Origin of the sequence: Allofustis seminis DSM 15817, assembly GCF_000374325.1 — a bacterium.
Classification (GTDB): domain Bacteria; phylum Bacillota; class Bacilli; order Lactobacillales; family Carnobacteriaceae_A; genus Allofustis; species Allofustis seminis.
The window spans coordinates 65,505-88,908 of the sequence record NZ_KB894082.1 but is presented as its reverse complement, the minus strand read 5'-3'; the positions used below and the strand labels follow the sequence as shown (position 1 = coordinate 88,908).

General features: G+C 37.4%; 27 protein-coding genes and 1 tRNA gene. 5 read left to right on the top strand and 23 right to left on the bottom strand.

From position 1 onward, the window contains the following. Nucleotide 1: 1 nt before the first annotated feature. Nucleotides 2–268, bottom strand: coding sequence for a phosphocarrier protein HPr (locus C231_RS0104545; RefSeq protein WP_018659456.1), 267 nt, complete (start codon nt 266–268; stop codon nt 2–4). A gap of 281 nt (nt 269–549) precedes the next feature. Between C231_RS0104545 and C231_RS0104540 the strand changes: the two genes are divergently transcribed. After that, entirely contained in the window at nt 550–2,850 is a 2,301-nt protein-coding gene (locus C231_RS0104540) for an ATP-dependent Clp protease ATP-binding subunit (RefSeq protein ID WP_018659455.1), read from the top strand. A gap of 75 nt (nt 2,851–2,925) precedes the next feature. On the opposite strand, the gene C231_RS0104535 is transcribed toward C231_RS0104540, so the two are convergent. The 4 genes from C231_RS0104535 to C231_RS0104520 all read right to left on the bottom strand — a co-directional run bounded on the left by C231_RS0104535 (nt 2,926) and on the right by C231_RS0104520 (nt 5,868). After that, the gene (locus tag C231_RS0104535) at nt 2,926–3,165 is read right to left on the bottom strand and encodes a DUF3006 domain-containing protein (RefSeq protein ID WP_018659454.1); all 240 of its coding nucleotides are present in this window, start codon (nt 3,163–3,165) and stop codon (nt 2,926–2,928) included. Then, a complete protein-coding gene (locus tag C231_RS0104530; protein ID WP_018659453.1) occupies nt 3,162–4,040 on the bottom strand; it encodes a ComEC/Rec2 family competence protein in 879 nt (292 codons plus the stop codon). Before C231_RS0104530 ends, C231_RS0104535 begins: the two co-directional genes overlap by 4 nt. 80 nt (nt 4,041–4,120) lie before the next feature. After that, a complete protein-coding gene (locus tag C231_RS07840; RefSeq protein ID WP_018659452.1) occupies nt 4,121–5,065 on the bottom strand; it encodes an RluA family pseudouridine synthase in 945 nt (314 codons plus the stop codon). Next, a complete protein-coding gene (locus C231_RS0104520) occupies nt 5,062–5,868 on the bottom strand; it encodes an NAD kinase (protein ID WP_018659451.1) in 807 nt (268 codons plus the stop codon). The genes C231_RS07840 and C231_RS0104520 overlap by 4 nt, the downstream gene beginning before the upstream one ends. Before the next feature lie 132 nt (nt 5,869–6,000). On the opposite strand from C231_RS0104520, the gene C231_RS0104515 reads away from it, so the two are divergent. Both C231_RS0104515 and C231_RS0104510 read left to right on the top strand, forming a co-directional pair. Continuing rightward, on the top strand, nt 6,001–6,588 hold the full coding sequence (locus C231_RS0104515; RefSeq protein ID WP_018659450.1) for a CYTH domain-containing protein: 588 nt from the start codon (nt 6,001–6,003) through the stop codon (nt 6,586–6,588). A gap of 82 nt (nt 6,589–6,670) precedes the next feature. Beyond that, complete coding sequence (locus C231_RS0104510; RefSeq protein WP_018659449.1) at nt 6,671–7,288, top strand: DsbA family protein; 618 nt, start codon at nt 6,671–6,673, stop codon at nt 7,286–7,288. 71 nt (nt 7,289–7,359) lie between these two features. Here C231_RS0104510 and pepF read toward each other — a convergent pair whose 3' ends face one another. The 14 genes from pepF to C231_RS0104435 all read right to left on the bottom strand — a co-directional run bounded on the left by pepF (nt 7,360) and on the right by C231_RS0104435 (nt 19,424). Beyond that, a complete protein-coding gene (gene pepF, locus C231_RS0104505; protein WP_018659448.1) occupies nt 7,360–9,177 on the bottom strand; it encodes an oligoendopeptidase F in 1,818 nt (605 codons plus the stop codon). Between the two features lie 93 nt (nt 9,178–9,270). Further along, nucleotides 9,271–10,383 carry a competence protein CoiA gene (locus tag C231_RS08265; RefSeq protein WP_018659447.1) on the bottom strand — a complete coding sequence of 371 codons (1,113 nt, stop codon included), beginning with the start codon at nt 10,381–10,383 and terminating at the stop codon, nt 9,271–9,273. Nucleotides 10,384–10,462: 79 nt separating this feature from the next. Further along, nucleotides 10,463–11,101, bottom strand: coding sequence for an adaptor protein MecA (locus tag C231_RS0104495; RefSeq protein WP_018659446.1), 639 nt, complete (start codon nt 11,099–11,101; stop codon nt 10,463–10,465). 80 nt (nt 11,102–11,181) lie between these two features. Then, nucleotides 11,182–11,598, bottom strand: coding sequence for a transcriptional regulator Spx (spx, locus tag C231_RS0104490; protein ID WP_026314352.1), 417 nt, complete (start codon nt 11,596–11,598; stop codon nt 11,182–11,184). A 152-nt stretch (nt 11,599–11,750) separates the two neighbouring features. Then, nucleotides 11,751–12,833, bottom strand: coding sequence for a M42 family metallopeptidase (locus C231_RS0104485; protein ID WP_156808111.1), 1,083 nt, complete (start codon nt 12,831–12,833; stop codon nt 11,751–11,753). A 117-nt stretch (nt 12,834–12,950) separates the two neighbouring features. Further along, the gene (gene rplT, locus C231_RS0104480) at nt 12,951–13,313 is read right to left on the bottom strand and encodes a 50S ribosomal protein L20 (protein ID WP_018659443.1); all 363 of its coding nucleotides are present in this window, start codon (nt 13,311–13,313) and stop codon (nt 12,951–12,953) included. A gap of 25 nt (nt 13,314–13,338) precedes the next feature. Beyond that, nucleotides 13,339–13,539 (bottom strand): 50S ribosomal protein L35, encoded by a 201-nt coding sequence (gene rpmI / locus C231_RS0104475; protein ID WP_018659442.1) that lies wholly within the window; start codon nt 13,537–13,539, stop codon nt 13,339–13,341. Nucleotides 13,540–13,562: 23 nt separating this feature from the next. Then, on the bottom strand, nt 13,563–14,066 hold the full coding sequence (infC, locus tag C231_RS0104470) for a translation initiation factor IF-3 (protein WP_018659441.1): 504 nt from the start codon (nt 14,064–14,066) through the stop codon (nt 13,563–13,565). Between the two features lie 335 nt (nt 14,067–14,401). Next, nucleotides 14,402–16,333 carry a threonine--tRNA ligase gene (gene thrS, locus C231_RS0104465; RefSeq protein ID WP_018659440.1) on the bottom strand — a complete coding sequence of 644 codons (1,932 nt, stop codon included), beginning with the start codon at nt 16,331–16,333 and terminating at the stop codon, nt 14,402–14,404. A gap of 750 nt (nt 16,334–17,083) precedes the next feature. Then, on the bottom strand, nt 17,084–17,269 hold the full coding sequence (locus C231_RS0104460; RefSeq protein WP_018659439.1) for a hypothetical protein: 186 nt from the start codon (nt 17,267–17,269) through the stop codon (nt 17,084–17,086). Between the two features lie 68 nt (nt 17,270–17,337). After that, the gene (locus C231_RS0104455) at nt 17,338–17,679 is read right to left on the bottom strand and encodes a YjcQ family protein (RefSeq protein WP_018659438.1); all 342 of its coding nucleotides are present in this window, start codon (nt 17,677–17,679) and stop codon (nt 17,338–17,340) included. A 57-nt stretch (nt 17,680–17,736) separates the two neighbouring features. Beyond that, the gene (locus C231_RS0104450; protein WP_018659437.1) at nt 17,737–18,060 is read right to left on the bottom strand and encodes a hypothetical protein; all 324 of its coding nucleotides are present in this window, start codon (nt 18,058–18,060) and stop codon (nt 17,737–17,739) included. Beyond that, nucleotides 18,039–18,896 carry a hypothetical protein gene (locus tag C231_RS0104445; protein WP_018659436.1) on the bottom strand — a complete coding sequence of 286 codons (858 nt, stop codon included), beginning with the start codon at nt 18,894–18,896 and terminating at the stop codon, nt 18,039–18,041. Before C231_RS0104445 ends, C231_RS0104450 begins: the two co-directional genes overlap by 22 nt. Nucleotides 18,897–19,217: 321 nt before the next feature. Next, complete coding sequence (locus C231_RS0104435; protein ID WP_018659434.1) at nt 19,218–19,424, bottom strand: hypothetical protein; 207 nt, start codon at nt 19,422–19,424, stop codon at nt 19,218–19,220. 268 nt (nt 19,425–19,692) lie between these two features. On the opposite strand from C231_RS0104435, the gene C231_RS0104430 reads away from it, so the two are divergent. Beyond that, entirely contained in the window at nt 19,693–19,920 is a 228-nt protein-coding gene (locus C231_RS0104430) for a hypothetical protein (protein WP_018659433.1), read from the top strand. Nucleotides 19,921–20,027: 107 nt separating this feature from the next. Continuing rightward, entirely contained in the window at nt 20,028–20,516 is a 489-nt protein-coding gene (locus C231_RS0104425; RefSeq protein ID WP_018659432.1) for a type II toxin-antitoxin system HicB family antitoxin, read from the top strand. A 162-nt stretch (nt 20,517–20,678) separates the two neighbouring features. On the opposite strand, the gene C231_RS08735 is transcribed toward C231_RS0104425, so the two are convergent. From C231_RS08735 to C231_RS0104400, 4 genes are all read right to left on the bottom strand, one after another. Further along, a complete protein-coding gene (locus tag C231_RS08735; RefSeq protein WP_018659430.1) occupies nt 20,679–20,807 on the bottom strand; it encodes a type II toxin-antitoxin system HicB family antitoxin in 129 nt (42 codons plus the stop codon). 190 nt (nt 20,808–20,997) lie between these two features. After that, nucleotides 20,998–21,088, bottom strand: a tRNA-Ser gene (locus tag C231_RS0104410). A 6-nt stretch (nt 21,089–21,094) separates the two neighbouring features. Further along, nucleotides 21,095–22,021 (bottom strand): primosomal protein DnaI, encoded by a 927-nt coding sequence (gene dnaI, locus C231_RS0104405; RefSeq protein WP_018659429.1) that lies wholly within the window; start codon nt 22,019–22,021, stop codon nt 21,095–21,097. After that, nucleotides 22,018–23,388, bottom strand: a complete 1,371-nt coding sequence (locus tag C231_RS0104400) for a DnaD domain protein (protein WP_018659428.1) — start codon at nt 23,386–23,388, stop codon at nt 22,018–22,020. The genes dnaI and C231_RS0104400 overlap by 4 nt, the downstream gene beginning before the upstream one ends. Nucleotides 23,389–23,404: the final 16 nt, after the last annotated feature.

The following is a 23,404-nucleotide window of genomic DNA, read 5'->3' as shown; positions in this document are numbered from 1 at the left end:
ATTATTCGCCTAATCCTTCACTAGCCATCGTAGCCACGATGCCTTCCATTGCTTCTTCTTCATCATTTCCTTCAATGGTAATTGTTACATCAGCGCCTTGTCCAACACCAAGGGACATGACGCCCATGATAGATTTCAAGTTTACGGATTTTCCATTATATTCCAGCATAATGTCTGATTCATATTTACTTGCGGATTGAACAAGCATCGTAGCTGGACGTGCATGAATCCCTGTTTCAGCTGTGATATGAAAGTCTTTTTTCTGCATAACAATTCTCTCCTCTTTGTTAAATGTTAGACGTAATGCACGTAAGAATTTCTCAAAAACTTACCCGCATAACATCTGCTTATCACCTAATAGAATACCATGTAATTCGCTTTCAAACAACTAAAAAGAAATTTTAGAAAACACTTGAAAGTCAAAACAAGTCAGTATATAATATAGTCAGTGAAGGTCAAAGTATTCACTGCTACTCCGTCTTAGACTTACACTGAATGTATTCTAATGCAATTGGAGTAATGAATTATAAATATGAAAGGATGTTTTTTATGTTATGTGAAAGATGTAGACAACGCGAAGCAACCATCCATCTTACGACCAGCATAAATGGGCAAAAAAGAGAAATTGATGTCTGCCCACAATGCTATCGAGAAATAAAACAACAACAATCATTCGGTAGCCGTCGTCCTTCCGATCCATTTGAGAATTTTAACGATATTTTTAGAGCCTTAGGCGCTGGACAACCTCGCTACGATTATGGCAACCAACAAACACCTGAATTCGGTGGCGGTCAAGTTCCACCAATGAATGGTCAAGGAAATGGTGGAGGTGGCTTGCTCGATGAATATGGAATTAATTTAAACAAAATGGCAGAAGAAGGAAAAATCGACCCGATTATCGGGCGCGACAAAGAAATTGACCGCATGATTCAAATTTTGAACCGTCGTAACAAAAATAACCCAGTGCTCATAGGAGAAGCAGGTGTGGGTAAAACAGCGGTCGTGGAAGGACTTGCTTTAAAAATTATTAATGATGATGTTCCACAAAAACTGAAAAACAAAATAATTATCAGTTTAGACGTCGCAAGTCTTGTTCAAGGAACAGGCATACGTGGTCAATTCGAAGAACGTATGCAACAATTAATTCAAGAATTAGAAGCCAATCCACAAATCATCTTATTTATTGATGAAATTCATCAAATTGTTGGCGCCGGCTCAGCAGAGGGCAGCAATTCAGATGCGGGAAACATTTTGAAACCTGCGCTTGCACGTGGTGACATTCAAGTCATTGGGGCAACGACTCTTGATGAATATCGCATTATTGAAAAAGATGCTGCACTAGAACGTCGTTTCCAACCTGTAAAAATTAATGAACCAACGCTTGAACAAACATATACGATTATTAAAGGAATTCAGAAAAAATATGAAGATTATCATCATGTAAAATATGATGAATCTGCTATTAAAGCAGCCATAGAACTTTCTGACCGCTTTATTCAAGATCGTTTCTTACCAGATAAAGCGATCGACTTACTCGATGAAGCCGGTTCGAAAAAGAATTTAACGATTAAAACAGTAGACCCTGAGGTAATCAAACAAGATATGGCGCAAGCAGAACAACAAAAAAAATTAGCAACAGAAAAAGAAGACTACGAAAAAGCTGCTTATTATCGCGATCAGGTAAATAAATATGAAGAAATGTTGAAACAGCAACAACCTGCAAGTGAAGAGCCTCATGTTACTGAAGCTGATATGATTAATATTATCGAAATAAAAACGGGCATCCCTGTTGGAGACTTAAAAGAAAAAGAACAACAACAATTACGTAACTTGGACAAAGAACTTCAAAAACATGTCATCGGTCAGGATGAAGCCATTGATAAAGTAACACGTGCTGTTCGCCGTAACCGTATTGGATTACGCAGAACCACGCGTCCAATCGGTTCATTCTTATTCGTTGGTCCTACGGGTGTCGGTAAGACAGAATTAGCAAAAGCGCTAACCTATGAAATGTTCGGTAGCAAAGATGCATATATTCGTCTAGATATGAGTGAATATATGGAAAAACATAGCACATCCAAACTTATCGGATCCCCTCCAGGATATGTTGGCTACGATGAAGCAGGACAACTTACTGAACAAGTCCGCCGCAAACCTTACAGCCTTATTTTGGTCGATGAAGTAGAAAAAGCACACCCTGATGTGTTAAATATGTTCTTACAAATTCTTGACGATGGTCGCCTGACAGACTCTCAAGGACGTGTAGTTGATTTCAAAAATACTATCATTATTATGACCAGTAATGCAGGACAAGGAAATCTCGAGTCAAACGTTGGCTTCGGTGCAACGATGGATGGAACACAACAATCCGTCCTTGAACAATTAACCAATTACTTCAAACCGGAATTCTTAAACCGTTTTGATGCAATTGTTGAATTCAATGCCTTGACTAAAGATAACTTATTAGGAATTGTCAACATCATGTTAGACGAAATCAATCGTTCAATGAAACAACATGGCATTACAATTCGTGTCGATGATAAAGCAAAACGCAAATTAGTTGATCTAGGTTACAATCCTGCAATGGGAGCACGTCCACTCAGACGTGTCATCGAAGAACAAATTGAAGATAAGATTGCCGAATTTTATCTGATTAATCCAGACGTGGGAGATATTTATGTTACTGTCGAAGGAGATGAAATTGTCGTCCGTCAAGGAACTGCTCCAGAAAAATCTGAAGATGTTCAAGAAATAAACAATGAAACTTCTACTGACACGGACTCAAAAGAAGATACTACTGAAGTAGATGAATCAAAGGAAAATAATGAACAGGAAAAAGATGAAGACTAATTAATAGGATAACCTAAATATCATGCAAAAATAAATCACCCACTGCAACCATTGACGGTTGCAGTGGGTGATTTTTTATTCCGAGCGTTTTTTTAGTTGCTCTCTTACTCTTCGACTTTTTTCAAGACGTTTTTGAGTTTCTTCCGTCAATATTTCACCAACATGCCATCCTTCATCAGTCGGGAATATTTCAAGAACATCACCTGGTTGAAGTGTATCTGGCAATTTGTCGGCAGCAATATAAATCACTTGCCCACCATCTGTTACACATGTTGCAATGGCACCTTCAACTTCTTCAAATATTGCATATATCATTGCGTTCTCATTCCCTTCTCTTGAACTTCCGTTTGAACATCAATCGTTCCATCCGCTTGAATATAAATAGAAATCGTTCCCAATTCTGCAGTTCCATATAGTGGGACTCCATAATCTGCTAGACGTTTTCTTAATTGTGCATGGGGATGACCATATGAATTATGGCTTCCAGCTTGGTAGAATGCAATATGTGGATTGACTGCTTGAATCCAGTTAGAGCCAGTGCTATATTTTGAACCATGGTGCCCTGTAATTAATAAGTAACTTGCCAATGGAATATGCGCCGTTTCAATAACATGATCTTCTACAACAGATGAAGCATCACCTGAAAACATTAGCGACAATTTACCAAGTGCAATGCGGCCAATAATTGAGGCTTCATTTTGATCTTTGTACTCGCCACCAATTTGTGGATGTAAGACGTCAATCTCAAAATCTCCGACTGTATGATGTTCTCCCGCTTTAGGTTCTACATATTTCGCATCTGAGCGTTCAATCGCTTCTAACAAGTTGAAATACATACTCGTCGTATTATCTTTTCCATTCATCCATACTTCTTTTACATTATAATAATCAAAAATTAAATCCGCATGCCCAATATGATCGGAATCCGAATGTGTAAAAATAGCTAAATCAATCGTATTTCCCGTTCCAACAAATTGGTCCAAATAATAAAGTATGCGTTGGCTTTTATCGTCATGCCGTCCGCTGTCAATCAGTATCGTCTGACCCGCTTTTGACTTCAATAAAAGAGCAGATCCCTGCCCAACATCTAAAATATGAATTTGGTCTTTTTCTTTTTGAAAATGCAATGTACTTCGTTGAACGTCATCTAATTGTTGTGAAATTGAATCGGATGCTCCTAGAAATTGCATTCTCAATTCTTGCCAGACATTCTCCCCTGTTCTAGTACTATAGCCAATAAGTAATCCACATAAAAAACAAAGGATAGACACTATAAGGTGCTTGCGAAACCGTTTTTGTTTTTGCGTAAGTCTTCTTCGAGCCACTGCGTTCCCCCCGTCTGTTTAATTAGGTGGCACATATCTTCAGGAAGAGGTGTGATTTGTTCAAAATTCTTAGATGTAAAAGGATCTAAGAAAGCAAGATAATAACAATGTAAAGCTTGTCGCGAAATAAAGGGTGATGTTTCATCATATAAATCATCGCCGACAATGGGATGACCTAGTGCTTTAAAATGGACACGAATTTGGTGTGTTCGCCCTGTATGAAGACGTGCTGCAACAATTGATATATCATCTAATTCTTTCAATACGCGGTAAGATGTACGTGCAGGTTGGCCATTTTCGCAAACTACACGCTCAATGATTGACCGATCCAAGCGCCCGATTGGGGCATCAATAGTTCCCTCTTTTTTTTGAAGATGACCCTTCACGACAGCAATATATTCACGCGTTAAGATATTTTGCTCTAAAAGGCGAGCTAACATGGAATGCACAAACATATTTTTAGCGATCAAAACGGCACCCGATGTGTAGCGATCCAGTCGTGTTACAGTATGAACAATTTGATGTGGGGCATCTTTTTTTATTAAATAATTTTTCACTCGTGCAGCAACTGTATCCCCTCTATAACGACTACTTGGAGTCGTAACTAAACCTGCAGGCTTATCAACGATTAGATAATGTTCATTTTCAAATACAATCGAAATAGGTAGCGGGGAAGTATATAAATACTCGTTAGCCTCTTCTATCGGTAACTGCATCTTCACTTCGTCCCCTACTTCAAGAATTTCACGTGTATGAACCTTGCGTCCATTCACATAAAAACTTCCGCCATGAAACTTCACTCGTCCAATAATTCGACGCGACACGCCTCTTTCTTTTAAAAAGTCGCGCAAAATTTTAGCATCTTCTGCACCAACTTGCCAATACATCATAAGGAAGTCTCACCAATAAATGCATCGCTCACGCGCTGCCAAAAATGTGGATGGCGATCGCGATAAAAGCGAATACGTTCCGATGCTAAAGAAAGACGTATTTCACGAATTTGGCGTTGTTCAAATTGCATATGATCGACTGTAATAATGATATGGCGACCTTTTGCTGGACGAACACTGATCGTTTCTTCTTTTGAAATCACCAAAGGCGCACTTAGTGTTCGAAAGATACGATTGTTGATCGAAGCAATCTCTGTCATTTGCAAAACTTCTAAACGAGGACTGAGTACGGCACCGCCAAGCGATTTATTATAGCCCGTTGATCCTGTTGGCGTTGCAACACAAATGCCATCGCCGCGAAATTTTTCTAAACAAAAATCATCAATAAAGACATCGCAAACTAATGTCTCAACAGAACTTTGAATCGTTGCTTCATTTAGCGCGAGGAAATGATGAGAATCTTGCATTTCATCTGCTTCAAACACTTCAACATCAAGAAGTGGATATGAAATAAAGTCGCCCTTATCTTTGGCAATACTTTCCACCAACTCTTCCAGCTGATATTCACGCCAATCCGTATAAAATCCCAAATGACCTGTATGAATACCAATAAAGCGCACATCTTTTAACCGGTGGGCTTGACGATGAAACGCAGAAAGCAACGTGCCATCTCCACCAATGGTGATCACGATATCTGGTTGCATTTCAACTAATTGAAACCCTTTTTCTGTTAACATCTGGCGCAATTTCTCTGCAACGCGTACCGACGTTTCTTTTTGATTATTTTGAATAGTTATCCGCATGATACTCTCCCTGTCTTTCGTTTTCGTTGAGCTTTCAACAAAAATTCGCTACAATAATTCAAAATACATTGTAACATAATTTCAAAAATAGCGTTAGACTTCCACAAGTATCGATTTTAAAAGGAGATTATTATGAAGATAGAGGCAGAATATGAAGCTAAGACCTTACTATCAAAAGAGCATTATGATCAATTAATGCAACATTATCCTGACGCTTTAAATCATATAGAAGAACAAACTAATTATTATTTTGATACTGCCGATCAGCAGTTCAAATCACAGCACAGTGCCTTGCGCATTCGCCAAATAGCACAGGAAAATGTACTAACTGCTAAAATACGCATCCAAGATTACCATCAAGAAGTGACACTACCTCTGACAGATGCTCAAGTGGGTGAAATTCTTGCGACAGGTACACTTCATTTGCCTGATGATTTTCAGCAATTATTGCATTCTTATGGAATGGTCGGACATTTAGCATGTGCCAAACTTTGCACACATTTTCATACCAAACGTGCCGAGCTAAAAGTAGGAACGCTTACTTTATGCTTTGATGCCGTTACTTTCAAAGACCATAGCGACTATGAATTCGAAGTAGAAGCACAATCATCGGAGCAGGCCAGCTATGCACTTAGAAAAATTCTAACCACTTATGATATTCCTTATATCAAAAGTGAACCTAAAATTGCACGTGCCTTAAAAACCTACACTACACCGTAAGCGGAGGGTGTTTTAGTATATATTTTTTGTAAATTTTGTTAAAGTAAGATTGAGAAAGCATGTCAGATGTGAGGTGAGAGATATGACGAAGAAAAATGCAAAAGATGCAGTGACGATTTTTTTATTTATCGATCCACTTGCCGCTCCTTGTTATGAAGCGGAACAAGCCATTGTTAATTTTAAAGAAACACGCTCAGAAGATATTCGACTACAAATTCTGCCCATCATCAATTATAAAAATATTCAAGAAGCTGTGCGAAATCGCTCTGTTTTTGCACAGGGACGACCACTTGATATCCAAAATACCCTTTATTTGAACGTCTATCATTCTTGCTTGGCATATATTGCGGCAAGCATGCAAGGACGGCGCAAAGGACGATTGGTGCTATCCGCATTGCAAGAAACCGTTATTAATTATGGTGAAATTTTTACAATTGACCTTTTAATGGATATTACAAATAAATTGAATCTAGATGTGGAAGAATTTAGACAAGATTTTTATTCTGAATTTGCCAAACAATGCTTCAGAAAAAATCAACAACTTGCGCAAGATATGAATGTTAGTAGCACCCCTTCTTGTATCGTTTCATTGAATCATAAAAATGTAAATTACCAACTCAAAGGACCTATTAATGAACATAGCTTACAAGCAGCCTTCAAACAGTTGTATCAGACAGATCTCAGTGAGTCCATTATTTAATTATTAATAAAACACCTAGCGCTTAAAGGATGTATATCATCTTTGCGCTAGGTGTTTTTATTTATTATAAATTAATTTTTGAGTTCAGCAATCGTTTCTTCCAATTCATTCAAGCGTTTTTCAAAAACAGCCAATGCATCTTCTAAATATTTAGCATCTGTCATATCCACTCCAGCAAGTTTCATGACATCAATCGGATACTTGCTACTGCCAGCACGCAAATAATCCAAGTATGCATCGCGCGCCCCTTCTTTTTCAGATAAGATACCATGGGCTAGGCTTGTTGCAGCACTGAAGCCTGTCGCATATTGATAAACATAATAATTATAATAAAAATGTGGAATTCTTGACCACTCATAAGCAATTTGATCATCGCTGACGACATCTGGGCCATAATATGTTTGGTTCAACTTGTAATAATATTTGCTCAAGAAGTCCGCTGTGAGCGGTTGACCGCTTGCAGCTTGTTCATGCATAAAATGTTCAAACTCTGCAAATTGTGTCTGACGAAAGACCGTTGCTTTAAAACCGTCCAAGTAATGGCTTAAAATATGGGCACGTTCCAATGGACTTTTTGCATTTTTTAATAAATAATCAGTCAATAAGTTTTCATTTGTTGTCGAGGCAATCTCTGCCAAGAAGATAGAATAATCACCATATACATACGGCTGTGTCTTACGTGTAAAGTAGCTGTGTGCACTATGTCCCAACTCATGAACAAGTGTGAAGACATTATCTAATGTATCATGCCAATTTAGCAGAACATATGGATATGAATCATAGGATCCTGATGAATAAGCGCCACTACGTTTTCCTTTATTTTCAACGACATCAATCCAGCGCTGCGTAAATGCTTGTTCTAGTATATCACGATATTCAGGACCTAAGATTGCTAGCGCATCAAAGACAACTTGTTTGGAATCTTCATACGTCATCTCTAACTGACCTTCGCCCATTAAAGGAGTATAAAGGTCATACATATGAAGTGTCTCCAAGTTCAACATCTCTTTGCGTAATTTCATATAGCGATGAAGAAGTGTTAGATTTTTATTCACTGTTGCTACTAATGTATCATGCACCTCTTCTGGAATATGATTTGCAGCTAATGCCGCATGGCGAGCTGAACGATATCCTCGCACGCGCGCTTGAAAATTATGATTTTTTACGTTGGCTTGCAATGTGCTTGCAAAAGTATTCACTAATCCTTGATACACTTTATAAAGTGCTTCAAATGCTTCAATGCGTACTTGACGATTTGTGCTTTCTAGAAGCTGACCATACAAACCATGTGACAATTGAACTTTTTCGCCTGCATCATTTGTCACTTCTGGGAACTGAATATCAGCATTATTCAAAACAGAAAATGTTTGCGAAGCACTCGTTAGAATATCACTCGCTCCTGCTAATAATTCTTCTTTATCTGCAGATAAGACATGGTCCCGATTATCGACTACAACATGAATAAAATGTTCACAACCTTTTAAGAATTCTGAAGATGCAATATACTGTTCTAATGTCTCTTCAGGAATTTGGATAACTTCTGGTGTAAACCATGCAGAAATTTCTCCTAATTTTGTTGCCAATAATATACTGCGATCAAGCATTTCTTGGTAGGTACTATTGCTTGTGTCTTGATCATTTTTCAAATGGCTATAAACATAAATATTTTCAACATTGCGATTTAAATCTAGTAATAATTTTAGTGACGACTCTAATTGTTCCACACCGTCACAGAGTGTTCCTTGAGAAGCTAATAATTGCGGAATACGTTGACTGACCGCTTGGTAGCTTTCTTCCCATGCTTCATCACTTGGATAAAGAACAGTCAAGTCCCAAGTTAATGCAGTAGGCACTTGTTCACGCGTTGGTAACTGCTTTGTATTTGACATTTTATTCTCTCCTTTTTCATAATAGTTACCGCTTATAATACTTGATTTTTCATTAATTTTCTAGTTTTTTGTAAGGGGAAACTTCTTCTCAATTTAAAGTGGCGCTTGAGGGCGCTTGGCACGCCTTTCATATTGCCAATAAGAAGCCCCAACGCTGCTCACGACACCACTTTTTTCAAGACGATTCAAAAAATCTTGTGCAACATTCAATTGCGGATTAGAAAGTTGCGGGGCACGATAACTATTTAAAAGACCAGAGGGAAGTTGCCTCAAAAGCTCTTGTGTTGAAAAAATAGACCCAAATGGCAAAGCCTCCACCTTTTTCAACAAGGCAAAGCGCAACTGAAATGGATTAACTTTTAGGCGCCATTCTTTTTCAAGCGGTTGGAGAATTTCACGTGGTAAAGTCAACACTGCTTCACCCTGTTCATAAAGCATCTGAAAAAAAGGACGATAATTTGCAGATTTATAATAAGACTGACGTTGCAAAAATAAATGAATATCTTCTTCCTTATGCCATTCAGATCCACCATTTACAATTTTTGCTGGAAGTAGATGTCCTCCACCATCAAATGATAACTTATTCAGCGGATAATGAAGAGCTTGGAACTTTATTTGATGCGGATAGCCAAGTTGTTGTATATTTTTTACAAGAATCAATGTTTTATTTTTTAAAAAAGCACATGTTATCTCACCTCTGTCTTGAAACATTCCCGCTTGGACAGTAGGTGAGATTTTTTTATTGCGATAGCGCCGCCCAAAAATCCATAATGGAAAGTAGTCTACCATCAAGTAGCCGAGTGAACGCTTTGATAATTTTTGTGCTGAAATAGGACTGCACTGAAATTCAACTGCTATTTTGGAAGAAGCATCAAGCTCTACTAACACATCAGGCCGTTGCTGCAATTTTGGCAAATAAGCTTCCATCTCTATGCTTTTAGCACCTAATTGGCTGAACCACTCTGCCAGTACTCTTTTCCCTTGCAAATGTTCCACTGTCTCACCTTCACTGAAGGCAAATTGTGAACATGATTTAAAATGAGCAAAATGCGGAATCATCAGTGCTCCTTTTTTTAGATAGACGCGTTGTCGACAACTTGGACAAAAATATTTTTGGTCACGATTGAGTTGATAGTCCGCTTGTACAAGTTCTTGATGATCATTATAAGCACATAGCATATTGTCACCTTTTTCTTCTTTACTCATTATATTCTCTAGGACCCTTTCATTTAACGAAATAAAAAAGTGGCCCGGAAATATCCGAGCCACTTCTTATTCAGTCTATTTAAAAATATTCTAATAACTTCTCTATCGCTGCTTCATTTATAATAATCTCTGCATGCTCATACATAAAATCAATAGTATAATTTGTTTTAGTACCATATTCCAACATTATCGCATAATTCATATATGCTTCATCTGAAATAAATGATTCCATTTCTTCAAGTTGAACAAGATAGTACTGATTCGCCATTGCAAATAGTGCATAGTCGCCTTCATTTTCTTTTAAGCGATAAGCTACTTGTACAACATCTTCAAAGTCATCAAATGCTATCACTTCTGCATAGTTTTCGTCTATTTTTTTAGAAGCATCCGATGGCGCATCATTTGGAGAATGTTCCGATTTCGCTGATAACGCTCCTGGGAAAATACGTTCCAATTCCTCAGCAAGCTCTTCTTGAAGATGCGGATTCTTGCTAATGAGTAAATCAAGCCCATCTGCCACAGGCATTACCTGAAAAGAAACAGATTCTGAATCCTTAAATTGATCTTCCAAGTCTGCTTCATCTAGCACATGATAAAAGAAAGCCTCAATTTGTTGTTGATCACTCATTAATTCAACAAATGAAACGCCCAGCTCGTCAAAATCACTTTTTCTCAGACGAACGCGAATCGTATCGTCATTGATATGTTCTATTTCCATGAAATACACCTCATTCCATACCAATCGGATGATACCCCTCATTCTACCGAAAATTCTAAAAAAGTAAAATAAGAAAACTTTTATTCATTTGTTACAGGATTTTCTTCGATTTGAATTTTGGCTTCGACTAATTGTAACTGACGATCCGTTCGCGATACGAATTTGCGAATGTCGTCCTCATGGTAGCCAATTTGAATTCTTTTCTCATCTAAAAGGATTGGTTTTTTTAAAATATTTGGATTCTCTTGAATCACTTTGTATAAAGTGTTCATTGATAATTCATCAATATTTATATTTAAATCTTTAAATGCTTTGCTTCGGGAAGAAATAATATCGCCAGTACCATTTTCCGTTCGCGAAAGAATTTCTTGCAATTCTTCCATCGTTGGCGGTTCCTTGATAATATCCCGTTCCACGTATGACATATTATGCTCGTCAAGCCAGTCGCGAGCACGTCGACAAGAAGTACAACTTGTCGAGAGAAATAGGGTGATCATTGTTTTTACCTCCATATTCTCATCATTAGTTAATACTATTAGAATACGTGGATTTTTTTATAATTGCAATAAGATTATCAATCTTTTACGAAATCTAAACCTTTTCGTCTAACTAAAAAAGCAACCTACACTAAGGTAGGTTGCTGAGGTGATTATCCATGAATAATTTTTTCTACGGTGTCTTTATCAAGACGTTTAATCACTTCTGTCATAAGTTTTACCGTATTCTCAAAATCATCTTCATGAATGATGGACGTGTGGGAATGTAGATATCTTGTCGCTACCGTAATTGGGAGGCTTGGCACTCCTGTTCCTGATACATGCTGACTTCCCGCATCCGTTCCACCACCTGGAATAAAGGTTAATTGATATGGAATCCCTAGCTCATCTGCCACATCAATGACAAAGTTTGCCAGCTCTTTATGGGCAATCATTGAAGCATCGAAAAGAACAATTTGTGGTCCTTTTCCTAATTTGGAGTCAGCTTCTTCTTTTGTCATACCTGGAGTATCTCCAGCAGTCCCTGTATCAAGTGCAAAAGAAATATCTGGTTGAATAACATTTGTCGAAGTTTTAGCTCCACGAAGGCCCACTTCTTCTTGAACATTGCCTACTGCGTAAGGAATATTTGGATGATCAGTGTCTTTTAAATTCTCAAGGACACGCAATGCCACCGCCGTTCCAATACGGTTATCCCATGCTTTTGCTAGCAAGAATTTCGTATGATTTAGGCGGCGATATTCGATATAAGGTGTTACCATATCGCCAGCACGAATACCCCAACCTTCAACCTCTTCCTTAGAGCTAGCACCGACATCAATAAACATTTTACTAATTTCATATGGTGTTTTGCGTGCCTCTGCAGATAAGACATGGGGCGGCTTGCTCCCAATGACACCATGAATAATATTTCCTGCGCGTGTCGTAATTTCAACTTGTTGTGCAAGTAGCACTTGTCCCCACCAACCGCCTAATGTTTGAAATTCAATAAAACCTTCATCTGTGATGGCTTTGACCATGAATCCCACTTCGTCCAAATGTCCAGCAAACATAATCTTAGGACTGCCTTTTGGACCTTCAAGCTTTGCAATGACACTTCCTAATCCATCATATAAAATTTCATCGGCAAAATCTTTAGCATAATTCACAAATACTTCACGTGCTTGCTTTTCATTTCCTGGAACAGCACGTGCTGCTACTAAATCCATTAATAATTGATCATCTTTCATGCTTATCACCTTTCCTCTCTGTATAAATATAGTGTATAGAAAAAGGCTTTCAAAATAAAACAAAAGCCTTCTTCGTACAGCCTCAAAATTTGAGGACACCCGAAGAAGGCCTTTTTATTTCAATTAATGATTAGCAAGTGCTGCTTTTGCTTGTTCACAAATTGCTGTGAATGCTGCTTCATCACGAATTGCCATATCTGCAAGAACTTTGCGGTTTAATTCAATTTCTGATAATTTTAGTCCATGCATAAGACGTGAATAACTTAATCCATTCATTCGTGCACCTGCATTAATACGTGCAATCCAAAGTTTACGGAAGTTACGTTTTCTTTGTTTGCGGTCGCGATATGCATACATATAAGATTTCATTACTTGTTGTTTAGCTGTACGGAATAATTTATGTTTTGATCCGTAGTAGCCTTTTGCTAATTTTAAAACACGTTTACGACGACGACGTGTTGCTGGGCTATTTTTTACTCGTGCCATTTTCCATCATCCCTCCTAGAAACTATTACTTGTAAGTGTCGAGTGCTTGCTGAATACGTTTTTGGTCACTCTTATGGACGAGTGTTAATTTTGCAAGCTGTCTTCTTTGTTTTTTCGTTTTGTTTGCAAATAAGTGACTTCTTTTAGCATGGCCACGTTTTAGTTTACCGGTTCCGGTTTTTTTGAAGCGTTTTGCCATACCTTTATGTGTTTTTTGTTTTGGCATTATTCTTCCTCCTAATACCTGTACTATTTTTCTGATTTAGGGGCAAGCATTAAAAACATGCTTCGACCTTCCATTTTAGCTTTGGTTTCAACATCTGCAATATCTTTTGCCGCGTCAGCAAACCGCTCAAGAACTTCTTGACCTATCTCTCGGTGAGTAATCGCACGTCCACGGAAACGAATCGATACGCGGACTTTATCACCACGTTCGATAAAGCTTCGTCCTTGACGCAATTTCGTGTTGAAATCGTGATCATCAATTGTTGGACTTAAACGAATCTCTTTTGTATTCACTACTTTTTGATTTTTACGTGCTTCACGTTCGCGTTTTTGTTGCTCATAGCGGAATTTCCCGTAATCTAATACGCGTGCTACAGGTGGTTTTGCTTGTGGTGAAACCAACACTAAGTCCAGTCCCGCCTCTTCTGCAATCTCCATTGCACGATCACGTGATACTACACCAATCTGATCTCCGTCTTTCCCAATAAGTCGAACTTCCTGTGCGCGAATGCGCTCGTTGACAATCATTTCCTTTGCTATGGGGGTTCACCTCCAAAATATTTGCCGAAATCAAAAGAAAAAAGACCTTTTCAATATAAAAGGTCCTACACTTACTCACATTCATCTTCCAATAGCTCCTACTATTGAAAGTGATGGATATTAGCCCAAGAAAACAATATTCCTTCAGGCGAGAAGTAGGACTTCTTCTTTATTTTCAGCCTCTATAGCATATCACTTAGGAGATACAATGTCAATAAATATTTATAAAAATAAAAAAAGTGCTTGAAACATTTTGCTTCAAGCACTTGATTGCTAAGTATATTCATGACTTCCATGCATATATTAACTGACTAGCATAAGAATTAATGAATACGTGCATCAACTTTCAACGCTTCCAAGAATTCATCTGCTGCTACCGTTTCAGTGTTTTTCTCACCATATTTACGGACAGATAAGGTGCGGTCAGCGACTTCTTGGTCACCAATTACAATTTGATAAGGGATTTTTTGTGTTTGAGCTTCTCGAATCTTATATCCCATTTTTTCATTGCGATTATCAATTTCTACACGAAGTCCCAAACGACCCCATTCACGTGCCAATTCCGTAGCATAATCGCCATGCGCTTCAACACTTACAGGAATAATACATGCTTGAACAGGAGCCAGCCATGTTGGAAAAGCGCCTTTATACACTTCAATTAAATGAGCAACAAAACGTTCCATTGTCGAAACGATTCCGCGGTGAATGACAACGGGACGATGTGTATCTTGACCATCTTCCCCAACATAAGTCAAATCGAAACGTTCAGGTAATAAGAAATCAAGCTGTACAGTAGAAAGTGTTTCCTCACTGCCTAGTGCGGTTTTAATTTGAACATCTAATTTTGGACCATAAAAAGCAGCTTCACCAATTGCTTCAAAATATTCATAACCTAATTCATCAAGCGTTTCTTTTAGCATTTTCTCTGCATGATTCCACATAGCATCATCATCGAAATATTTTTCGGTGTCTTCTGGATCACGATAGCTTAGGCGGAAGCGATAATCCGTAATATCAAAATCTTTATACACTTCTTCCATCAGCTGCATCACACGTTTGAATTCTTCTTTAATTTGATCGGGTCTAACGAAAATATGCGAGTCATTCAGCGTCATCTCACGCACACGTTGCAATCCAGTTAAGGCCCCCGACTTCTCATAACGATGCATCTGACCAAGCTCGGCAATACGAATCGGCAATTCACGATAACTATGGATATCACGTTTATAGACCATCATATGATGTGGGCAATTCATAGGGCGAAGCACCAACATTTCGCCATCTCCCATATCCATTGGTGGGAACATATCTTCATGATAATGATCCCAATGACCACTTTGCTTATAAAAATCAACATTTGCCATAATTGGTGTATAAACATGTTGATACCCTAAGGAAATTTCTTTATCCGTAATATAACGTTCAATGACACGACGAACTGTCGCACCTTTTGGTAACCAAAATGGCAACCCCTGTCCCACCTTCGGATCAACCATAAATAGATCAAGCGCTTTACCAATTCGGCGATGATCACGTTCTTTTGCTTCTTCACGCAATTTCAAATACTCTTTTAAATCTTTCTTATTGAAAAATGCCGTTCCATAAATACGCTGCATCATTTTATTTTTGCTATCGCCACGCCAGTAAGCACCTGCAAGCGACAACAACTTAAAGACTTGCACCCGACCCGTTGATGGAACATGAATACCGCGACATAAATCGACAAATTCTCCTTGTTCATAAATCGTCAGCGTCTCATCTTCTGGAAGATCCTCAATTAGCTCTACTTTATATGGATCATTTGCAAAAATGGCCAGCGCTTCTTCACGACTTATCACTTTACGTACAAATGGGAAATTCGCTTTAACAATATTCATCATTTCTTTTTCAATAGCAGGCAAATCTTGTTCCGTGATGGAAGGATCTGAATCCGTATCATAATAAAAACCATTCTCAATTGCTGGTCCGACACCAAATTTCACATTTGGGAAAAGTCGTTTAATCGCTTGCGCCATAATATGTGCTGAAGAATGACGTAAAATAGCGAGTGCTTCTTCATCATCTGCTGTAATAATTGACAGTTCACCATCTTCTTCCAGAGGCCGATTAAAGTCAATTAATTGGCCATTAAAGCGTGCAGCTAACCCCTTTTTTTGCAAACTTTTTGCAATTTGCCCCGCAACGTCTGCAGGAGTTACGCCTTTTTCGAGTAACAATTGTGCACCATCAGGTAAAGTAATTTTAATTTCTGACATCATTGCTTTCTCCTTTCAAAATAAAAATCCCTATGCCGCATTGTGCATAGGGACGAAAAATCGTGGTTCCACCCAAATTCAGTATGTGCCATCATATTGGCATATACCCTTTAAAATATGATTCAATTAATCTTATAAAAGTGGTCTTAAACAGATTCCATGAAAGGCTCACACCGTCCCTTTCTCGCTATGATGAAATGACCTGTTAAAGTTGTCTTTTATCTCTACTATAGAATATAGCAATTTTATCGCCACCGCGCAAGCCTAAATACTCTTCATGTCAAAATAAATGGTAAAAAAGTCCACCTAAAAATATAGATACCCTAAATTTTTTTATTAAATTCAAAAATAGTCTTGCAGTTGCGAATTTAAAATGATACATTAACATTGTGATGTTACTAACTTTTGAAACCGCTTGATATAAGACATCATTCATTACGAGTATTAGTGATTATCTCACATACTCTACTCATTTAGTAAACTACACCCCTTTAAATAACAACAACCTCCAAATTTTCGGAGGTTGTTTGTTTATTGTGGCATTATGATGACATCTATGGAATTTAATATATTACTTATCTGTCAATTAATGTTATGTTGAAGATAGTTGGGGGAGGTACCTACTCTAACTATCCTACTTACGGCTTACTTTTCCTTGTTGGGGGTTTGTGAGTCGTTTTTTGTGCTTTAAGCTTTACGATTTTAGTTACCAGTGTTCCAATTCCAGCTAATAAACATCGATTGCTTTTATTATTTCCACGTCCACAAATTGTCGCTATTTACGGCTAACATCGGTTGGATTAAGTTTTTCTGCCATTCGTAGGCTTTTCTCCCCGACCGCTCATAAATTTCAATGGCGTCGTCGCCATAGGTGTTCTCGTAAGGAAGAAGGAGTGATTGCGTTGGAAATTGATTCCCATAATGTTTCTTCGTCACTTTTTCCTCCTTCATCCCATGCATAAAAAAGCACGCTGACATCTTACAGGTGTAAGAAGTGAGTGTGCTTATATAAATGGTACGATAGCCTTGATATCTTTTAAAAATTCCTTAGCTTTTTCTAAAAAAGAATTATCTGTTAAATATTCAATCCCTAAAGGCGTAATCTTTATATTTTCAATATCAAACATTACTGTATTGCCACCCCACGACTTACTTTTCACCACACCACTCACCAAACCTTGATTATATAAATTTTCAATGATGTAAGACCAATAAAGCCTATTAATATTTAAATAATTACTCTCTGCTTGTAATAATTTAGTATCTATCTTTTCTCCAGCTTTTAATTGGACGTATAAATACGCCAAGATTTGATAAACCACCACATGATAATCATCTTTTGCCATATAAACACCCCTTTCTGTAAATTCAAAAGCACGCTAACATTTTACAAATGTATGTGGTTAACGTGCCTTTATATGACTCTTAATGTATTCAGTGATTATCGGATTATTTTTTTCATAATTTTTGACACCTTCCATAGTAGGAAGCACGTCCGTGCTCTTAGCTATCACAGTTGCTGCGTCTAAAGCCTCATAGAACATGTTTCTTAAGGTACCATCAGTAAATTCAAGGTCTTTCAGCAAAAAGCCTTTTAAATTGTTATAAACTTCTTTTTCATCAATATAACTTTCTCTGCAGGCTAATATATAGGAATTTATTTTTTTTTCATCATAACCATTGTTTGTTAACTCGTGAACTAACTTTAGAAATTTTTCTTTTTCCATAATTTAATGATCTCCTCTCCTATTATAGTTGCCATTTCTCTTGGTTTCTTACTGTTGCAATACTCGCTCCAACCTTCCGCTATCATTTCTGAATATTTTTTTGGGTTATCGTTGTCCCAAGCATATCTGCATAAATCATGTGTTATTTTTTCGTTTGTCCTATCTTCAAAAATCTTCTGTATGGTTTTATTTTTCCCAACTTCTAGATGCTCATCAATTTGATGAGCAAATTCGTGGTCGAAGGTGGCTTTCACGTTGAAGCAACCTTCGGGATGCCACTTGGATTTTACTTGTCTTAAGCCGTTTTCTATTACACGTCCATAATTATCAAAATATTTATCGTTCATTGTTATTCCAACATATTGACTAACGGCTTCTTTAAGACCTAGTGGCAGCCCCTTAATACTCTCTAACCCTATTGAACTAGCCATCTCATTAGAGTTAACGTTACCAATAATTTTTCTTCCAAGTTTCTTTGAAGCACTTTCAGCTTCTTTTTTAGGGTAGCCATTTGAAATAAGACTTTCATAATAATATTTTGTGGCGGCCTTTCTAATTAGATGATTTCTTTTTTGACTAGAACCCACAAACTTTATTTTTTTAGTGACTTCAGGAAAGTCTCTTTTAGCATTATACAAACCAACGTTCCACTCATTGGCTGCTCTTATATCTATTCCGCTATAATCAGCTTGAAATCCCATCTCTCTTGCGATTTTATTCGCTTCTCTTATATTCTTTGCCAATTGGATTTCATGTTGGAACTCGATTTCTTTTCTTTCTTTGATTCTATCATCTTTCTCAGGGTCAATCCACTTCTTGCTGTGTACATTCTGCACTCTGCCATCGCCCGGATAATAATTTACTAAACATCTACAATTGTCATGTCGGCGGTAGACGTCTTCGCCTGTCTTCTTGACCTTATTATAATCATAAGTCCCCGCTACACGTTTACACCAGTCGCCAAACCTTGACGATATAAATTTTCAATAATGCAAGACCAATAAAGGTTATGAATATTTAAATAATTACTCTCTGCTTGTAATAATTTAGTATCTATCTTTTCTCCAGCTTTTAATCGGACGCATAGATACGCCAAGATTTGATAAACCACCACATGATAATCATCTTTTGCTATATAAAAAATACTCCTTTCTATATTATAAAAATTCTATGTTTTGAATTTCATCAATATTAAGAGCTGTATGTTTCCCTTTATTAATCACAAAAAATGTATCATACTGATCTTCTGGATCATCAAAATCTTCTGCCATTGAAATACCGTTCCCTTTACATAACATAGTTGAACCATCTTTAAAGTATATTTTAAGTTGATCAGCCCACTGCGCTTTTTCCCAATTAATCAAAATGTCCACCTTCTATCGATACTAGCTCATAAATATTGCGATATTGATAGTTTTTTCTCATATTTATTTTATCATTTTTATTCGGACCTATCTATTTATTGTTATGAACATTTTGTACCCCCATCGCCTGGGTAATGGTAGAATGCAGAATATGCACGGCAAAAAGTGGCAAGGTATCGGTTAAAAAGGTAAGATATAAGCAAGAAAAAGGATAAACGAGGATTATTCATCATATACATCCAATGCTAAAAAGGAGGAGAATTAGACCGTGTTAACCTTTAAGTTAATTAGTATTATTGACGGATTTTATCATTATGAAATTTATCCTGAGGGAGATGAAAGTAAAAAAGGATGGATTATTTTTAATCCCAATACTCAAGAGTTGAAGGAAAAAATTGAACCAGATAGTCCTTTCAACTGTTTTTCTCATTTCTTCAGTTCAGTTGAAGATGAAAATGGAAATTTAAAAGAATCGGGCATGGCCGCTTGGTATTAAAGAGAACTCAAAAAAGATATAGCACAGTCTATATTAAAACAAGCCGGACTCAAGTAGTCCGTGTCTTGTTATCTCCCCCCTCATTAATTTAGAAAGGAAGATAATAAATGAAACTAAGTTACCCTGCACTATTTTATTACGACAAACAAGTTGGTGGTTACTTTGTTACTTTCCCAGATTTTGAAAACTCAGCGACTCAAGGTGATGACATACCTGACGCTTTAGATATGGCTTCAGAGTATCTTGGGCTTACAGTAGCCTCTTACCTTGAAGAGGGTTGCAAAGTACCCATCGCCACAAACATTAACGATTTGTCTTTAATTGAAGACGACCCTTTTAAAGACGATGATGAGCTTAAAAATAACAGCGATTTAGAAAAATCTTTCATTTCCATGGTGTCAACCGATGTATCAAAATATCTTAACCAAAATAAACTAGTTAAGAAGACACTGACTATTCCTTTATGGGCGGATACTTTAGGAAAAGAATTAAATCTCAATTTCTCACAAACCTTAACTGATGCAATCGCTTCAAAAAAGGCGATTGAGAAGTTTATATTTTTTCTTCCGCCCAGATATTTAAATATTTTGAAATAAATAAAGCTTCTTGATTACTATATTATTGAACTTTTCTCTGGCTAATTAAATATTTACTTCAATGGGAATTAATACATCCCCTTGAGGAGCATCAATGTCTTGAGGTGCAGAAGCAACGGGGGAAGCATTCTCCATCATCTTCCATATCAACAAGTAGGCCTTTCAGTAAGTTTTTTCCATATGCAAAGCTTCTTGTATATCATCACCACAGGTAAATGCGCCTTCAATGTCTGGAAAATAAACATTAATACCATCCACATCAAAATTAAAATTTGCATAATAAATCAACATATTTATTCCTCCTACACTTTATACTCTTAAAATCACCAAAAATATTTAGAAATCATAAAAAAACACCACTTTTAAAAAGTGGTGTAAACTCTTGTTATCCATGCCATTGCACTGGGTAAAATAATCTAAAATGTTATAAAAATCTCATAGATTTTACTAATTTTAGGCGGTTTCAATTGTATAACACAAATGGAGTCTGAGGGATTTGAACCCTCGCGCGAGTATCACCCGCCTAACGGTTTTCGAGACCGTCCCCTTCAGCCGAGCTTGGGTAAGACTCCAATTAATTAAGAGGGATTGCGCCGATTGTATCCTTCCATTGTAACTTCTTCAGATAGAAATCTCACGCGTTCCATGATGCGTGCCGCTTTTACTGGCTCAACATCGCCCTTAATTGTACCAGCGAAATGTTCTTCAAGCAAGGACATATTTTGATTTGACGAAAAAAATGTGGGGAGACATTCTTGCATACGATATTGTAATATCACTCCAAGAATATCATCGCGCAACCATGAGCTATTCGCCTCTGCTCCAATATCATCCAAAAATAAGACGGGAATCCGTTGAAACTGTTCAATCAAGTCATGTGTCGTATTGTTGCCAATAGATTCTTTCATTTTCGTAGTGAATGTTGGATAATGTACCAAAATACTTTCCGTTCCAAAATCTGCCAATTCATTTGCTAGTGCACCCATTAGATATGTTTTTCCTACGCCAAATCCTCCATAAAAATAAAGGCCACGCGCATTATGATTAGCGTTCAAACGATAATCTTCTAAAAAATCAAGCGCCTTTAAAAAAGCTTCCATTCGTCCGGGAGTCTGGTCAAAATAATCCAATCGCGCTTCAATTAAATTAGATGGCAAATAAAATGTATGTACTCTGCGGCGTGCTTTGTCAGCTTGCTCTTTTTCAAGAAAAGCTTGAGTCGGGACATAAGTAACTTCAATAAAATGGTTATGGAGCACTAATTTCGGATAGTGCCCTGGAATCATTTCGCCTTTTTGGTGCTGAAACTTTTCTTTTTCTGTTACAAATTCATACAAATTCGCTGCCGAGCGTTCGATCGCTTCAGGCGTCAAATTTTCTTTGTTTTGCTCAATGAAATCAATGACATCTGGATCATTCCACGCCTTTTTCATGAGTGAATGAAAACTTTCATTCGTAGCGATTTTGCTTTTCAAGGTGTCAAAATACTCTCCGATACTTTTCATGATTCATTCGCTCCTTCTTCCGTCTCTTGGCGTAGTCCTTTTAGACGATGAGATACTTCTGGTGTAACTTCTGTCACTTCTGTTGTTTCAGCTTTTTCTTCTTTTCCCCACCAGTCTGGCAATGTTTCAGTATGTGCGCGGCGACCTCCATAGTGGCGAGACGCTTTTTTAGGAGACTGCTTCGAAGATGCTGTGTCTTTGTATAGCATCCGAACTTTTTCAACGGCTTGCTCTGCCGTACTGATACCATTTTGAATCCAATCATTTGCAATTTTAAGTGTATAACGCTTGTCCAATGTTGGCTCATTACGTATAACTAAAATATAATGCATCAAAATGTTAATAGCCCCGACTGTTAGCTGAGAAACTTCCATCAATTCTTTCAAGATCCATCCTTCATCACTTGTTACAAATCCATTTTTCTGGTCTTTTATGGACTGTAAATATTGAGCAGGAGGGGTTTTTTCAGCATGCTGGATTAAATGCATGACTGGCTCAGAAAATTTTGAATGGGACTTAGCGTGTGATACTTCTTTTTCTTGTGCAGGTTTTGAGGGCTGCACCTGCTTATTAAAGTTTAAAATCTCTTGTACAAGACGTTTTTCTGAAACTTTACCTGTTTCGATATCTGCACTGGCGATCGTTAATTTTTGCAGTTGCAATTCATCGAGACCATATAGTAAATGATAGGTTGCAATAATTTTCTGGATCGCTTCATCAATGGAAGTTTTTTTCACAAAATGGCGGTCCAATCCATCAAAATAAAACTTGAAATCAAACGTTTTACGTGCTTGCTCTATCACACTTTGCCCTGGCAAGAACGTGTCATCGCTATGCGAGAGTTCATCGCTCGCCAGCGGCTTTAAATTCTCAATTTTGCCCACATCAAATGTAAAAACATCATAAAAAGATTGCGTAATTTCCGTAAAATAATGCGGGAAGGATGGATTCTGATATTTTTGGACAAGTCTGTCAACGGCTTGTGCACCAATGCGATCAATTAAAAGGGCGCGCATCAGATCATCTTGCAAAAATTGTGTCGCTGAAAGTGGGGGCTCTAATTGATAGATAAATTCTTTCTCATTCGAGTCGGACTTAAAAATTCGCAACAAGCCGACCGCTTCCAGACGACTTTTTGCCTGGCTGAATACTTGAAGTCCAAAATTCAAATCATTTAGCAATTCAAAAACACGTGTCTGTTCTTTTATCCATAGATTTTGGTAGAGAGAGAATGAGTTGACCCCTACAATTGGCAAATAAAATTCTACTAACACTTTCAACTCTTTAGCTGAAAGTTCAGAAATTTTTGATAATTCAATTACATCTTGCGGATGAATTGCATGCCACGTTGCTTGATATTCCCCCATTGACTCCCCCTCCTTT

Excerpts from the sequence above, each read along its gene's own strand:
- C231_RS0104520 (WP_018659451.1), bottom strand. The coding sequence starts at position 5,868 with ATGCGGATAACTATTCAAAATAATCAAAAAGAAACGTCGGTACGCGTT.
- C231_RS0104495 (WP_018659446.1), bottom strand. The coding sequence starts at position 11,101 with ATGGAAATAGAACATATCAATGACGATACGATTCGCGTTCGTCTGAGA.
- infC (WP_018659441.1), bottom strand. The coding sequence starts at position 14,066 with ATGATTGTCAACGAGCGCATTCGCGCACAGGAAGTTCGACTTATTGGG.
- C231_RS0104535 (WP_018659454.1), bottom strand. The coding sequence starts at position 3,165 with ATGATATATGCAATATTTGAAGAAGTTGAAGGTGCCATTGCAACATGT.
- C231_RS0104455 (WP_018659438.1), bottom strand. The coding sequence starts at position 17,679 with ATGGCAAAAGATGATTATCATGTGGTGGTTTATCAAATCTTGGCGTAT.
- C231_RS0104540 (WP_018659455.1), top strand. The coding sequence starts at position 550 with ATGTTATGTGAAAGATGTAGACAACGCGAAGCAACCATCCATCTTACG.
- C231_RS0104545 (WP_018659456.1), bottom strand. The coding sequence starts at position 268 with ATGCAGAAAAAAGACTTTCATATCACAGCTGAAACAGGGATTCATGCA.
- thrS (WP_018659440.1), bottom strand. The coding sequence starts at position 16,333 with ATGTCAGAAATTAAAATTACTTTACCTGATGGTGCACAATTGTTACTC.
- rplT (WP_018659443.1), bottom strand. The coding sequence starts at position 13,313 with ATGGCACGAGTAAAAAATAGCCCAGCAACACGTCGTCGTCGTAAACGT.
- C231_RS0104515 (WP_018659450.1), top strand. The coding sequence starts at position 6,001 with ATGAAGATAGAGGCAGAATATGAAGCTAAGACCTTACTATCAAAAGAG.
- C231_RS0104425 (WP_018659432.1), top strand. The coding sequence starts at position 20,028 with ATGAAACTAAGTTACCCTGCACTATTTTATTACGACAAACAAGTTGGT.
- dnaI (WP_018659429.1), bottom strand. The coding sequence starts at position 22,021 with ATGAAAAGTATCGGAGAGTATTTTGACACCTTGAAAAGCAAAATCGCT.
- C231_RS08265 (WP_018659447.1), bottom strand. The coding sequence starts at position 10,383 with ATGAGTAAAGAAGAAAAAGGTGACAATATGCTATGTGCTTATAATGAT.
- C231_RS0104530 (WP_018659453.1), bottom strand. The coding sequence starts at position 4,040 with ATGCAATTTCTAGGAGCATCCGATTCAATTTCACAACAATTAGATGAC.
- C231_RS0104510 (WP_018659449.1), top strand. The coding sequence starts at position 6,671 with ATGACGAAGAAAAATGCAAAAGATGCAGTGACGATTTTTTTATTTATC.
- C231_RS08735 (WP_018659430.1), bottom strand. The coding sequence starts at position 20,807 with ATGTTGATTTATTATGCAAATTTTAATTTTGATGTGGATGGTATTAAT.
- pepF (WP_018659448.1), bottom strand. The coding sequence starts at position 9,177 with ATGTCAAATACAAAGCAGTTACCAACGCGTGAACAAGTGCCTACTGCA.
- C231_RS07840 (WP_018659452.1), bottom strand. The coding sequence starts at position 5,065 with ATGATGTATTGGCAAGTTGGTGCAGAAGATGCTAAAATTTTGCGCGAC.
- rpmI (WP_018659442.1), bottom strand. The coding sequence starts at position 13,539 with ATGCCAAAACAAAAAACACATAAAGGTATGGCAAAACGCTTCAAAAAA.
- C231_RS0104400 (WP_018659428.1), bottom strand. The coding sequence starts at position 23,388 with ATGGGGGAATATCAAGCAACGTGGCATGCAATTCATCCGCAAGATGTA.
- C231_RS0104450 (WP_018659437.1), bottom strand. The coding sequence starts at position 18,060 with ATGGAAAAAGAAAAATTTCTAAAGTTAGTTCACGAGTTAACAAACAAT.
- spx (WP_026314352.1), bottom strand. The coding sequence starts at position 11,598 with ATGATCACCCTATTTCTCTCGACAAGTTGTACTTCTTGTCGACGTGCT.